The organism is Betaproteobacteria bacterium, from assembly GCA_016713305.1.
Classification (GTDB): domain Bacteria; phylum Pseudomonadota; class Gammaproteobacteria; order Burkholderiales.
Genome location: JADJPK010000005.1, coordinates 428,101 through 441,488 on the forward strand (window position 1 = coordinate 428,101; position 13,388 = coordinate 441,488).

15 protein-coding genes are annotated in these 13,388 nt (G+C 66.5%); 14 read left to right on the top strand and 1 reads right to left on the bottom strand.

What is annotated here, in order from left to right; all coding sequences use genetic code 11:
• Positions 1–173 precede the first annotated feature (173 nt).
• From gspG to IPK20_06970, 14 genes are all read left to right on the top strand, one after another.
• Positions 174–596 (top strand): type II secretion system major pseudopilin GspG, encoded by a 423-nt coding sequence (gspG, locus tag IPK20_06905; protein MBK8016469.1) that lies wholly within the window; start codon positions 174–176, stop codon positions 594–596.
• Positions 593–1,054, top strand: coding sequence for a prepilin-type N-terminal cleavage/methylation domain-containing protein (locus IPK20_06910; GenBank protein MBK8016470.1), 462 nt, complete (start codon positions 593–595; stop codon positions 1,052–1,054). Before gspG ends, IPK20_06910 begins: the two co-directional genes overlap by 4 nt.
• Positions 1,055–1,063: 9 nt before the next feature.
• Entirely contained in the window at positions 1,064–1,468 is a 405-nt protein-coding gene (gene gspI / locus IPK20_06915) for a type II secretion system minor pseudopilin GspI (GenBank protein ID MBK8016471.1), read from the top strand.
• Positions 1,469–1,482: 14 nt separating this feature from the next.
• The gene (locus IPK20_06920; protein MBK8016472.1) at positions 1,483–2,058 is read left to right on the top strand and encodes a prepilin-type N-terminal cleavage/methylation domain-containing protein; all 576 of its coding nucleotides are present in this window, start codon (positions 1,483–1,485) and stop codon (positions 2,056–2,058) included.
• Positions 2,055–3,014, top strand: a complete 960-nt coding sequence (gene gspK / locus IPK20_06925; GenBank protein ID MBK8016473.1) for a type II secretion system minor pseudopilin GspK — start codon at positions 2,055–2,057, stop codon at positions 3,012–3,014. Before IPK20_06920 ends, gspK begins: the two co-directional genes overlap by 4 nt.
• Positions 3,011–3,835, top strand: a complete 825-nt coding sequence (locus tag IPK20_06930; protein MBK8016474.1) for a hypothetical protein — start codon at positions 3,011–3,013, stop codon at positions 3,833–3,835. The genes gspK and IPK20_06930 overlap by 4 nt, the downstream gene beginning before the upstream one ends.
• Positions 3,796–4,161: a hypothetical protein gene (locus IPK20_06935; protein ID MBK8016475.1), complete on the top strand. Its 366-nt coding sequence runs from the start codon at positions 3,796–3,798 to the stop codon at positions 4,159–4,161. The genes IPK20_06930 and IPK20_06935 overlap by 40 nt, the downstream gene beginning before the upstream one ends.
• On the top strand, positions 4,158–4,637 hold the full coding sequence (locus IPK20_06940) for a type II secretion system protein M (protein MBK8016476.1): 480 nt from the start codon (positions 4,158–4,160) through the stop codon (positions 4,635–4,637). Before IPK20_06935 ends, IPK20_06940 begins: the two co-directional genes overlap by 4 nt.
• Positions 4,638–4,670: 33 nt before the next feature.
• Positions 4,671–5,396 (top strand): type II secretion system protein N, encoded by a 726-nt coding sequence (gene gspN / locus IPK20_06945; GenBank protein ID MBK8016477.1) that lies wholly within the window; start codon positions 4,671–4,673, stop codon positions 5,394–5,396.
• Positions 5,397–5,760: 364 nt separating this feature from the next.
• The gene (gene gspD, locus IPK20_06950; GenBank protein MBK8016478.1) at positions 5,761–7,266 is read left to right on the top strand and encodes a type II secretion system secretin GspD; all 1,506 of its coding nucleotides are present in this window, start codon (positions 5,761–5,763) and stop codon (positions 7,264–7,266) included.
• A gap of 175 nt (positions 7,267–7,441) precedes the next feature.
• Positions 7,442–8,866: a type II secretion system ATPase GspE gene (gene gspE / locus IPK20_06955; GenBank protein MBK8016479.1), complete on the top strand. Its 1,425-nt coding sequence runs from the start codon at positions 7,442–7,444 to the stop codon at positions 8,864–8,866.
• An 8-nt stretch (positions 8,867–8,874) separates the two neighbouring features.
• On the top strand, positions 8,875–10,083 hold the full coding sequence (gspF, locus tag IPK20_06960; GenBank protein ID MBK8016480.1) for a type II secretion system inner membrane protein GspF: 1,209 nt from the start codon (positions 8,875–8,877) through the stop codon (positions 10,081–10,083).
• A 273-nt stretch (positions 10,084–10,356) separates the two neighbouring features.
• The gene (locus tag IPK20_06965) at positions 10,357–10,713 is read left to right on the top strand and encodes a cytochrome c (protein ID MBK8016481.1); all 357 of its coding nucleotides are present in this window, start codon (positions 10,357–10,359) and stop codon (positions 10,711–10,713) included.
• A 155-nt stretch (positions 10,714–10,868) separates the two neighbouring features.
• The gene (locus tag IPK20_06970; protein MBK8016482.1) at positions 10,869–12,509 is read left to right on the top strand and encodes a hypothetical protein; all 1,641 of its coding nucleotides are present in this window, start codon (positions 10,869–10,871) and stop codon (positions 12,507–12,509) included.
• 102 nt (positions 12,510–12,611) lie between these two features.
• Here IPK20_06970 and IPK20_06975 read toward each other — a convergent pair whose 3' ends face one another.
• Positions 12,612–13,349: a hypothetical protein gene (locus tag IPK20_06975; GenBank protein ID MBK8016483.1), complete on the bottom strand. Its 738-nt coding sequence runs from the start codon at positions 13,347–13,349 to the stop codon at positions 12,612–12,614.
• Positions 13,350–13,388 lie beyond the last annotated feature (39 nt).

Below are 13,388 nucleotides of genomic sequence, written 5' to 3' on the forward strand. Positions count from 1 at the left end.
GTGCCGCCTTGTCGCGAGGGAGTCCGGGCCGTGGCAGCCGTGAGGGAACGAAAGGTTCGTTTGGCAAGAACATGTCGATGAAAGCCAAAGGCGAAGGGACGATGGGCCACGGTCAGCCGGTGCGCGGCGGCAGCGTTCAGTATCAGTGTAAGTCACCTCGTTGCCGGGCCGGAATGCGACAGCGTTCTTCGGCAGGATTCACGCTGATCGAGGTGATGGTGGTCATCGTGATTCTCGGCGTTCTTGCGGCGCTGGTCGTGCCGCGTGTGGTCGGCCGCACGGATGATGCCCGGGCCACTGCTGCAAGGCAGGACATCGCCACGATCCTTCAGTCGCTCAAGCTCTACCGCCTGGACAACAGCCGGTATCCGACGGCGGAACAGGGGTTGCAGGCGTTGGTGGCGCGGCCGCAGGCCGAGCCGGTGCCGGCAAACTGGAAGTCCTACCTCGAGAAGATTCCCAAGGATCCCTGGGGCCGTCCGTATGCCTATCTGATTCCCGGAGCTCGTGGCGAGATCGATGTGTTCTCGCTGGGCGCCGACGGTCAGCCGGGCGGGACGGGTGCCGATGCAGACGTGGGTTCCTGGGACCTGTGAAGCTCCGGCGGCGCGGGTTCGCGTTGCTCGAACTGCTCGTCGCGCTGGCCATTGCGGGACTCGTTGCCGTTTCCATCGCGATTTCCGTCGCACCGGTGACCGATCGGCGCACCGACGAGGAGATCGCCCGCCTCGGAGCGTTGTTCAGGCTCGCCCAGGACACGGCGCGGGCAACCGGCCGGCCGGTGCGCTGGCAGGCCGATGCATCGGGCTACGGATTCGTCGTGGCCGGTCCCGCCGGACAGGAGAATCTGGACGATGCATTGCGCCGCCGTCCCTGGTCCTTCCCCGTCCTTGCCGTGCATCCCGCCGCGATCGACTTCGGGCGCGAGCCCCTTCTCGATGCCGTGGAGATCACCGTCACGACACCCGCGCGCGCAGTGCGTGTCGCAGTGGATGCATTCGGCGCCGTCACCCCGGTGCCGATGGCCGCTTCGTCTTCGACGCCGGCGCGATGAGGAATTGGCATGAGAGCCGGTGATCGTGGTGCCGCGACCGGTGCTCGTTCGCCGGGGGGCTTCACGCTCGTGGAGGTGCTGGTCGCCCTGGTGATCGTCGCGGTCTCGCTGCTCGCGGGCGTTCGCGCGATGGGCGTCATGGCCCGCGCGGATGCCGAACTGCGCTGGCGCCTCCTGGCACAGCTGTCGGCTGAAAACCGCATTGCCTATCTGCGCGCGGTTCACGCGTTTCCGCCGACGGGGGTGACGAGCGAGGCGTGTTCGCAGGGCACGCTGAGTCTCGTCTGCCGTCAGGAGATCAGTTCGACGCCCAATGCCGCATTCCGGCGTGTCGACATCCGCGTCGTCCGCCAGGACGAGCCGGAACGGGCACTCGCGGAGATCTTCGCCCTGCTCCCGGGGCCGGGTGCATGAGGATGCGTACTTTCGTGCGCGAAGACGGCTTCACGCTGATCGAAATGCTTGTGGCCGTCGCGGTGCTGGGGATGCTGGGGCTCCTCGCGTGGCGCGGCCTGGACGCCCTGACGCGGGAACGCCAGCGGATCGCGGAGGGGATCGAGGAAACCGAACGGATCGTCCGCAGCCTGGAACAGATCTCGAAAGACGTCGAAGAGCATGTTGCGGACGTGCAGCACATGGGACGCGTGGGTCCGGTGACGGCTTTGCCTCTGTCCTTCGAAATCGAACGGAGCGTCTCGGGAAGTGCGGCCCTGCGCATCCTGCGCCGCCGCCCGGACGGATCCGGCTCGCTCTGGGTGCGCTACGGCGTGGAAGACGGGCGGCTCGAACGCACCGACTCGGCGGCCACGCAGCCGCCATTGTCACGGCGTACGCTCCTGCTGACCGAAGTGCGGGACTTTCGCGTGCGACTGTTGTCGGCCGACGGCTACAGAGAAACGGCTGTGCTGCAGCACTCGGCCGGCCGCACGGTTCCGGTGGTGGCGCTGGAGGTCTCCATCGAGCGGGGCCCCGGCGAGCGCTACGTGCGGGTGATGCCCCTGTGAAGACCCGCGGGAGTCCGAACCGGGAAGGCGGCAGTGCGGTCCTGATGGCGATGCTGGTCGCCACACTGGCCGCACTCCTTGTCATGGGCGCCTTCGTCAGGCAGAGCGTGCTTGCCGCGGAGGTCGAACATGCGCGCAATCGCTCGCAGGCACGGTGGGTACTTCTCGGAGCAGTCGACTGGGTACGGGCAGTCCTCGCAGAAGACGCCCGGACCACGGCAGCCGATCACGCGGGCGAACCGTGGGCCGTGCCGCTTGCACCCACCAGGATCGAGTCCGCGAGCGACGTGCCCGCCTGGCTTTCGGGGCGCGTGGAGGACGCCCAGGCGCGGTTCAACCTTCGCAATGTGGTGGGGCCCGAAGGGCCTGTGACGGCGGAGGTCGCCGCGCTTTCCCGACTCATGGACAACGTCGGTGCGGACTCGCGTTACGCGGCGAGCATCGCGCTGCGTATTCAGTATCAGCTTCAGCCGAGAGCCGTGGGCAACGCATGGGTGGCCCTCTCGAGCTTGGACGAACTGCAATTCGACGATCCTGGCGAACGTTCCGCCTTCACCCGGATCCGCCCGTTCACCACGATTCTTCCCGTGGCCAGCCCTCTCAATGTGAATACCGCCGCGGCCGAGGTGCTCTCCGCGCGTTTCGACGATCTTCCCCTGGCGCAGGCACGGCAACTCGTCGAAAGCCGAAACCTGCGTCATTTCCGGGATCTCGCGGACTTCGAAGGACGTCTGCCGGGCGTTCGTCCCCACGGCGGCACGGATCGCATCGCGGTCGGTTCGCGCTTCTTTCACGTACGCGGCCGCATCCAGTACAAGGGGGCCGATCTCCGGTCTACGGCGCTCGTGCGCCGCGAAGGGTCGAGAATCGATCTGCTGTGGGTACGGGAAGACGCCCCCGACGCAGCCTGGACGCTGCCCTCTGCCGGAGGGGCGGCGGGAAGGAATCCTTCATGACCGTGCGAGTGTGGCTGCCCCGCATGGCATCGCTTCAGGCCGATACGGTGTATGCCTATGAACTGCTGGCGCCGGACCGCGACGTCCAGCGCAGGTCCGAGGGCCTGCTGAGCGATCTGCCTCCAGGCCGACCTGTGGAGCTGGCACTGCATGCGCTCGATACCGTGCTCTGGGAACTGACCGTGCCCGACCTGAACGTTTCCCGGCTCGCTCAGGCACTTCCGGGAATGATCGAAGAACGCGTGCTGGACGACATCGAGAAGCTGCATGTGGCGTGTTCACCCCGGGACCCCCGGGGAAAGGTCATCGCCGCAGCGACCGACCGGGCGTTGCTTTCGCGAACGCTCGAGCTTTTCGCGCGGTCCGGGCACCGCGTGCGCGCGGCCGTGCCCGGACCTCTGGCTCTGCCGGTGGCCCCGCTCGGATGGCATGTCCGTTGGGACGGACAGGTGTGCGCCTTGCGGGCAAGCCATGGGATGGCCACCGCGTTCGAAGCGGATGGTTCATCGGTGCCTCCTGAACTGAGGCTGATGCTGTCCCAGAGCCCGCCGCCCCCTTCCATCGACGTGGAAGGCACGGGCGCGATAGACGGATGGACCGATGCGCTGGGCGTTCCCGTCGCACGGGTCGCCGCGCCGGCGCGCGCGCCGGATGTGATCCTCAATCTGCTGCAGCACCGGTTTGCGCCAGGGCTGGAAGAACCGGGACGCTGGCGGATCACCGCCGCGCTCTCCCTGGCCCTGACGACGATCGTCATCGGGGGCTATGCCTGGATGCCTGGATGCTGCGCGCCGAAGAACGGTCCGTGCGGGAGCGCATGAGTTCGCTGGTGCGGACCGCGTTCCCGCAGGTGCCGGTGGTGCTGGATGCGCCGGCCCAGATGCGTGCCCTGGTGATGGAGATGCGGCCGGACCGGAACGCCGACGCGCTCATCCCCTTGGCGGCCGAGCTGGCGCGACTTTCCGCGACCGATTCCATCCAGGATCTTCAGTACTCCGGCGGAGTGCTCACTGCGACGCTACGAGGACGTTCCAGAGAGGCGGATGCCAGTTTCGTGCAGGCAGCGGCAGCGTCGGCGGACCGTGGCTTCGACACCCGTCTCCAGGATGGCGTCGTGCGCATCGCACGCCGGCAGGCAGAACCATGAACTCGGGTTTGCATCATCGTTGGCAGGGGCTCGACCGGCGGGAGCGGCGCGCGGTGGTGACGGGCACGGCCGTCGTGTCCCTGGCACTCCTGTATGCGCTGCTCGTGGAGCCTGCGTGGGAGGATCGCTCGCGCATCCGCGCGGACCTGCCGCGGTTGTACGCGCAGCTGGTCGAGGTGGAGGCGCTGGCGGCGGAGGCCAAGGCGCTGCGGGACTCCGGCGGTCCGGGATCACCAGGACCCGCGGTTCGCGCAACGCTCGAGCGCTCGCTCGCCGCCGCCGGATTGCAGGCGACCGTCGATGCCCCGTCTCCGGGCGTGCTCTCCGTGAAAGCCCGGGATGTGCCCGCCGGTCAATGGTGGCACTGGGCCGAAGACACGACGCGCACGACCCGCCTGCGCGTGGTGCGTGCGCGGATCGCACGAGCCGCGGCGGAAGGGCGTGTGGATGCGGAACTGCAGTTCTCGATTCCCTGACCTGTGACGACCCGGGGGCGACAGGTGGCGCTCATGATGACCCTCACGGTCTTCACGGCGACCGCGTGCGTGGCCGCGTTCGCGCCAGCGGTCTGGGTCGCCGACTGCATCGCGGCGTCGTCGGTGATCCGCCTGCTGTTCGTTCAGGGCACGGTGTGGGAAGGATCCGCGGCGCTTGCACTGGCGCAAGGGTATGAGGTGCACCTGCTGCCCGGCCGGATCGACTGGCGCTTCACGGCAGGAGACCACTGGCGAGAGCCTATCGCGCTTGAACTGCGACACGCGGGCGTGGACGGAGCGTTGCGGGTGTTCGTGGCGCCCGGTGCCTTGCGCATTGCCGCCGGTTCCGGACGGGTGCCGGCTTCGATCCTGGAGGCCCTGGGTGCGCCGTTCAACACGGTACGCCCGGGGGGCAATCTTGTTCTTCGATGGAGCGACGTGCGAATCTCGAACGAAGGTCCGCGTGGTCAACTGCAGGTGCGGTGGAATGACGCCCGTTCCGCCTTGTCTCCGGTCGCCCCCCTGGGCGACTACGTTCTCAGCGCGCATGCCGCGGATGCCGGAGGAGATGCCACGCTGACCACCGTCGGGGGTGTCCTCCTGCTGGATGGCCGCGGCACCATGGATCGGCGCTCCATGAGATTCGAGGGGCGCGCGCGCGCGGCCCAGTCGGCCAACGAAAGCCTCGGCGCCCTCCTGGGCGTGCTCGGCAAGCGAAAAGGAGATGACGTGCTGCTCGAATGGGAGATGCGACGGTGAAGCACGCGAAGAGCGGAATGGGACCGCACTGGCCCGGCTGGCGGTCGTGTGTCGTGGCGCTTGCGCTGTGCGTGTCCCCCGCTTGGGGACGCGACCGCGTCGCGCTCAAGTTCGTCAACGCGGATCTGGACACGGTGGTGCGGGCGGTCGGCCAGTACACGGGCCGGACCTTCGTGATCGACCCCAGGGTGAAAGGCACGCTCACGCTCAGCACGGAACGGTCGCTGTCTCGCGCGCAGGCGATGGCCGCCCTGACGGCCGCCTTGCGCTTGCAGGGCTTTGCATTGGTGGAGGCCGGAGGAGTGATGCGGGTCGTCCCCGAGGCCGATGCGAAGTTCCAGGGGGGCGTGTCGGAACCGGGCAGGTGCCGCCGACACCGGACGGTGACCAGCTCATCACCCAGGTGTTCAGGCTCCAGTACGAGACAGCCGCCAACGTGCTGCCGGTGGTGCGTCCGCTCGTGCCTGCGGGCAATCCCGTCACCGCCCACTCCGGCGGAAACGTGCTTGTCGTGACGGACTACGCCGAGAATCTGCGCCGCATCGAGAAGGTCATCGCCGCGATCGATGTGCCGCCGGCCCCCAACGTGGAGGTCGTGCCGCTCAAGCACGCCATTGCCACGGACGTGGCGGCCCTCATGTCCCGGTTGAACGAAGTCACCGCTCCGGCGACGGATCCGTTGCACAAGGTCACCGTCCTGGCAGACCCTCTCACCAACAGCATCGTCGTTCAGTCCGGCAGTGCCGAGCGTACCCGCCAGCTGCGCAGCATGGTCGCGGGATTCGACACGCCGTCCATGCGGAGCAACGGCGTCTACGTGGTGCCCCTCAGGAATGCCGAGGCGGCAGTGCTCGCCAAGACGCTGTCCAGCATCCGCGTGCCGGATCCGGGCGCCGGAGGCGTGCGCGGTCCTCAGGCGGGGCTTTCGGGCGCGGCCGGACCGATTGCCGCCGTCGACTCCGGCGGCGGCACGACGGTCGTATCGGACAATGCCTCGAATTCACTCATCATCACAGGCACGGAGAACGCCTACCGCACGTTGCGAGGCGTCATCGACCGCCTCGACGTCAGGCGGGCGCAGGTCTTCATCGAATGCCTCATCGTGGAAGTGTCCAGCGACCAGGCAGCCGAGTTCGGCATCCAGTGGCTGGGGGGGCTCGACAGGATCTCCGGCACGGGCGCCGCGCTCGCGGGCGGAACCAACTTCGGCAATGCGACGCAGAACATCGTGAGCGGAGCCCGCAACCTGGGCGCGCTCGGCCCCGGCCTCAATATCGGCATCGTGAAGGGACAGGTCACGGTGCCGGGGCTGGGTGCCGTCACGAACCTCTCCGCGCTCGCCCGTGCGCTCGAATCGAACAGCAAGGCCAACATCCTGTCCACTCCCAACATCCTCACGCTGGACAACGAGGAAGCGAAGATCGTCGTCGGGCAGAACGTACCGTTCATCACGGGCCAGTTCCTGAATCAGGCTTCGGCCGGGACGACCGTGAATCCGTTCCAGACCATCGAGCGCCGGGACGTCGGGCTGACGCTCAAGGTGAAGCCCCAGATCAGCGAAGGGGGCACCGTGCGCCTCACGTTGTACCAGGAAGTGTCGAGCGTGCAGGACACCACGTCCGCGGCCGGCATCATCACGAACAAGCGCTCGCTCGACACCAGCGTGGTCGTGGACGACGGCAACATCGTGGTACTCGGGGACTGGTCCGCGATCAGCTCGACAGCACCGTGCAGAAAGTGCCGGGCCTGGGCGACATACCGTGGCTGGGCGCGCTCTTCCGCTACGACACGCGGCGGTTGCAGAAGACCAATCTCATGCTCTTCATGCGCCCCTATGTCATCCGCGACGAAAGCGGATCCCGCGTGTTGACCGTCGACCGCTACGACTACATGCAGAAGGCCCAGCAATCGACGACACCGACATCGCGGCACTTCGCGCTGCCCACGCTGGAGGGGCCGGTCGTGCCTGGCCTTCCTGCTCCGACCGCGGCCAGGCCTTCGGCTCCTTCGGACAGGCCGGCTGCACCCCCCTCGGAGGCCCCGAGATGACGATGGCGATCCCGTTCGGTTTCGCCCGCTCGCAACGCGTGCTCGCGGCCGGGGAAGACGCGGGGAGGCTGGTTCTATGGGTGACCGAAGCCACTCCGCTTGCGGCGATCGCGGAAGTCCGCCGCTCCCTCCAGAGGTCGGTGCTGCCCGTGCTGGTGCCGGGGGAGCGTTTCGACGAGGCGCTTCAGGCGGCCTACCGCGAGGGACAGGGCGAGGCAGCGGCGATCGTGGGAGCGCTCGAAGGCGATGCGGACCTGGAGCGTCTCATGCAGGACATCCCGGAGATCCAGGACATCCTGGAGGCAAGAGACGACGCTCCGGTCATCCGCATGCTGAATGCACTCTTCTCCCAGGCGCTGCGGGACGGGGCCTCCGACATTCACATCGAACCGTACGAAAGCAGCTCGGTCGTGCGGTACCGCGTGGACGGGATACTCCGGGATATCGTGCATCCGGCGCGAGGCGTGCACGCGGCGTTGGTGTCACGGATCAAGATCATGGCCCATCTGGACATCGCCGAGAAGCGGCTTCCCCAGGATGGCCGGATCATGCTGAAGCTCGGGGGGCGGCCCGTCGATGTCCGCGTGTCGACGTTGCCGGCCGGCCACGGCGAGCGGGTCGTGCTGCGCCTGCTCGACAAGGAGAAGGGCCGGCTCTCGCCGCAGGCGCTCGGAATGGAGCCCGACACGCTCGGGGCTCTGGAGTCGCTGGTGAAGCAGAGTCATGGAATCGTGCTCGTCACGGGGCCCACCGGCAGCGGCAAGACGACGACGCTGTACGCGATGCTCTCCTGTCTCGATGCAGGCGCGATGAACATCATGACGGTGGAGGATCCGATCGAGTACGACCTTCCGGGCATCGGGCAGACACAGGTGAACGCGCGGATCGGCATGACTTTCGCGCGCGCGTTGCGGGCCATCCTGCGCCAGGACCCCGATGTCATCATGATCGGCGAGATCCGCGATCTCGAGACCGCCCAGATCGCCGTGCAGGCGTCTCTCACAGGCCACCTGGTGCTTGCGACCCTGCACACGAACGATGCGGCGTCTTCGGTGACCCGGCTCACGGACATGGGCATAGAACCCTTTCTGCTGTCTTCATCGCTGCTGGGCATCCTTGCCCAGCGTCTGGTACGCAAACTGTGTCCCCATTGCAGTATCGAGCATCCTGCCGGTCAGTGGACGGCGCCGGGTTGCCCGTCCTGCTCGGGATCGGGGTATGCAGGCCGTACGGGCATCCACGAACTGCTCGTGATCGACGACGCCCTGCGTGAAGCGATCCACGACCGGCGCGGAGAGCACGAACTGCGCGCTCTCGCGCACCGTTCAGGATTCCGGTCGATGACCGAGACGGGTCAGCGGCTCGCAAGCCGGGGTGTCACGAGCGCCGCTGAGCTGTTGCGCGTCACGCGCGAGGCCTGAACGGCAGCATGGGCGCGTTCCGGTTCGAAGCCGCACGCGACGACGGGTCCATCGAACGCGGAGAAATGGATGCCGACGGCGTTCGTCACGTGCGCGCCCGCTTGCGCGAAAGGGGTCTCGTCGCTCTCACCGTGCAGCCGGCGACCGGCGCCCCGGGCCGGTCCGGCCGCTTCTTCGCACGCTCGTTCTCGAATGCGGCTCTCGCCCTCGCGACACGGCAGCTCGCGAGCCTCGTGTCGGCAGGGCTGCCGCTGGATGCCGCGCTTTCCACGCTCGTGGAGCAGTGCGACGACGAGCGTCAGCGTGAACTCTGGCGGGGCGTGCGCGCCGAAGTTCTCGCGGGCCGCACATTGGCCGATGCAATGGAAACGTTCCCCGGCTCGTTCTCCAGGCTGTATTGCGCCACGGTGCGCGCAGGCGAACAGGCAGGGCGTTTCGGTCTCGTCCTCGAGCGATTGGCCGGGTACCTGGAGGATCGCGAGGCATTGCGGGGCAAGGTGTTCGCGGCAGCGCTGTACCCCGCGATCGTCACGGTCATCGCCATCGCGATCGTCCTGTTCCTGATGACCTACGTCGTGCCCCAGGTCGTGCAGGTCTTCGAGAACAGCCACCAGCATCTGCCGCTGCCCACCCGGGCGTTGCTGATCTTTTCGGACGCGCTGCGGCTCTTCGGACTGCCAATGCTCGTCCTGGCGGCCGCGGCGGTGGCGCTCTGGCGTGCCGCCTTGCGCAATGCCGCGGTGCGCAAGGCGCAGGACATCTGGCTGCTCCAGTTGCCGGTGGTCGGAAAGCTCTTGCGCGGAATGGACACCGCACGCTACGCGGCGACGCTGTCCATGCTGACCGATGCGGGCGTTCCCATGCTTCGTGCGTTGGCGGCGGCAGAGGCGACCATGGCCAGTTCCGTCATGCGCGAAGCGGCTCGGGACACCATGGACAGCGTGAGCGAAGGTCAGTCTCTCGCGCGGGCGCTCGCGCGCAGCAGGATGTTTCCGCCCGTTCTGGTGCGTCTCGTGGAAGTGGGAGAAACGACGGGCCGGCTTCCCGACATGCTGGGACACGCCGCGCGCAATCTCTCCGCCGAAGTCGAACGCCGCACCAGCGGTGCCGCTGCGCTCCTCGAGCCTATCCTCATCCTGCTGATGGGCGCCTTCGTCCTTGCGATCGTGGTGGCCGTGATGCTACCCATCATCGAGGTGAACCAGCTGGTGCGCTGACCCCTGGCCGAATTGCCGGGTCATTCACGCGCAGTGCCCGCGCATCATGCCCATGTCCTGATTGACAGGGCTCTTTCCCGGGAGGTCGCCCGGACAATACTGGGATTTTCTCCGTACTAGACACGGAGATCCTCATTTGTTTCCATGTTCCCTGCGGCATCTATTGATGCGGCGGAAGCGCCGGGCAAACATCGGTGCAGAACATAACAACGTCTCCGACGGAGACGACGAAACGACGAGGCGAGCATGACCCTACCGAGGATCCCACTCGCCGTGGCAGCTTTCGCAATGGGATGGAGTCTCTGGGGCGCCAGTGGTGCCGCGGAAGATCCGCTTCCCAAGGGCGACAGCAGTCGCGGTGAAACCTACTACCTGCGTTACTGCCGCGGATGTCACGGCGCCGACGGGCAAGGCGATGCACTCGTCTTCATGCCGCACGTCGACAACCTGACGCGCAAGGGCTACATCGACCTGTTGCCCGACAGCTATCTCTACATCGCCATCGCCAAGGGCGGACTGGCCATCGGCAAGAGCAGCTACATGCCGGCCTGGGGGGAGACGCTTTCGGACCAGCAGATCATGGACATCATCGCCCACGTCCGCTCGTTGCCCCTTCACAGCAATCCCTGACGTTCGGCGGATTCTCCGGCACCGATCCGCACGGGCCGGACCACGAACGAGAACCAGTGTGCCAGCGCAGTCCGCCGACGGGAGGCCGTCGGGCTGCGCGCCTTGTCTGTCTCCCACGTCCGCAGATCCGAACGTCCAATAAGGAGGAGCAGGTGATGAAACTTTCGAGATCGTTGGCCACCGCCGCAATCGCGGCGGCACTGCCGCTGATGGCGAACCCCGTGTTCGCGGATCAGCAAGGAACGGGTCGCGCAGGCAATTGGGAGAAACGCATTCCGGTGAAGCCCGATCCGTCGAAGATCCTGGTTCCCGACGGCTACAAGGTGAGTGTCTTCGCGGCCGGACTGGACACGCCCTCCGCCGCCACGGTCGATGGAGATGGCAACGTGTGGGTAGCCATTTCCGGCCCGCTGTTCATGCAGGGGACCGAGCCCGCGCACATCAAGGTGTTCGACAAGAACGGCAAGCTGATCAAGGAAATCGGCAAGGGCACCTTCACCACAGTGATGAACGAGATCGGCTACTGTCCCGACAACAAGAAGATCTACATCCCCGAGTACGGCGAGAAGATCTGGGAGATGGACGGGGTCAATGGCGAACTGAAGCTGATCGTGAAGGACCTGTTCATCGGCGACCACCGCAACGGTGGCATCACCTGCAAGGACGGATACCTGTACTTCGCCCTGGGACTGCCCAGCAACGTCGGTTTTGCCGATCCGGACAACCACGGCTGGCCGGACATTCCGCGCGATCCCTTCTGGGTCGCGCATCCGGACGGGTTCCCTCCGACGCCCCACGACCCTGCCTGCCGTGACATCGTGCATACGGGTCTCAACGTCAAGTCGGCGGATGGCCGGATGACCGGTGCCTATCTGCCCGTGGGCGTTCCCGCCAAACCCGGGCAGATCATCAAGGCGCAGGTACCTTGCGGCGGTTCGATCATGCGCGTGAGGATCGACCAGAAGGGTTCCGACGGCATCTATGCGCATTCCAGCATGGAGGTCTACGCCATGGGCTTCCGCAATCAGTCGGGCGTGGCGTTCGGTCCCAAGGGCACGAGGTTCGAGAATGCCCTGGCGGTCTCCGACAACGGGGCGAACGATCTGGGACATCGCCGCATCGCGAACAGCCCGGAGCGGCTGTGGATCGTCACCGAGAAGGGGCAGGACGCAGGCTACCCCGACAAGGATGGCTTCGGCTTCGTCACCAACAAGCGCTCGAGCCTCTTCCGCTGGACCGGATCGAAGATCGAGCGGCCGTATCCCCAGCTGTACATCGGCGATCAGCCCTACGTTCCCAAGATGCCGCCGTACCACTTCCCCGTGCACGTCGACGGGGTTCGCGGAGTGCCGTTGATCGCCGCCAATCCGAATCCGAACGGCTACATCAATCCGGTGATGGAATGGGACACGAACAATCCCATGGACGGCATCGCCTGGGCGCCCCCGCAGTACGGGGCCGGCAAGGAAACGATCTTCGCTGCGATCTACGGAATCATCGACAATGGGCCGGACAGCCTGGTGCCGACGTGGCCGGCGATCGTCAAGATCGATTTCATGGAGCCCGCGGGCGTGAAGTGGTCCTACTTCGCCCGCAACGTCGACATGGGGCCCAATGCCTATCAGAAGGCGGAGAACCGCGGGGGCCTGGAGCGGACGAACGACGTGGTGTTCAGCAACGACGGCAAGACCATGTACGTGGTGGACTACGGCGAGCTGTACACGGACTTCACGATGTCGCCGCCGTTCTACGTGACGCCCAGGTCGGGTGTCGTCTGGGCAATCACCAAGCAGTAAGCCGCCCATCGCCGCTGCCCGCTCCGGGTCTGCCCGGAGCGGCACCTGCGGCAGACCTGGATACGGCCGGCGACGGCCGTATCCTTTCTCCTTTCCCAGTCCTCAGTAATCGCGGCGCGGCGCGTCGTACTCGCTTCCTGGAAACACGAAAGGCGCTGATCGGCCCACCAGCGTCTCGATCAGCATCAGCTCGGGATCGCTGTGATTCTTGAAGGGTGCGCGGCGGATGTTGCGGCCCTTTGCCTTGGCATCGTTCATGATGTACAGGGGCCGGTCGTGATGCGAAGCCGCCACCGTGTCCTTGCTCTCCGGGTCGTCGGCAGCGCTGATGTCGGCGATGCCGTAGCACGTGCAGAAGTAGGTCTGGTCGGGTTCGGACTCCATGTAGACACCCGTCCCGCGGATGCCGATGGTGGCGGTCGTCGACTGCATGCGGATCTGGCGGTCGGACTTGCCGAACACGGACAGGAGCTTGCCGGTGACGAGCCGTAACGCGCTGGTGATCGCGTTGTCGCCTTCCTGGCGGCCATCGAGCACGAGCCGGCTGCTGTTGCGCAGGATGAACGAGCTGCTGCCGACGACGAAGACGATCTCGCCGTCCCTGCCCGTTTCCACCGTATCCTTCGGGCCGATCCGGGTCTTGAGGGTGGCCGGCGCGCCGTTCACCGTGGCGACACCCGAGACCCGGTAGACCGACTGTCCCGGAGGCAGCTGCGCGGGCGTGGAGCCGAAGATGTCGGCCATCGCCTGGGAGGTCCAGCCGGCCGAGAAGAAACCTGCCGACAAGGCCTGTACCAGCAGGCGGCGCCGAGGATCGTCAAGTTCGCCGGATTGTTTCATGGGTCGTTTCCCTATTCTTGTCTTGGCGCTCGAGTCGCC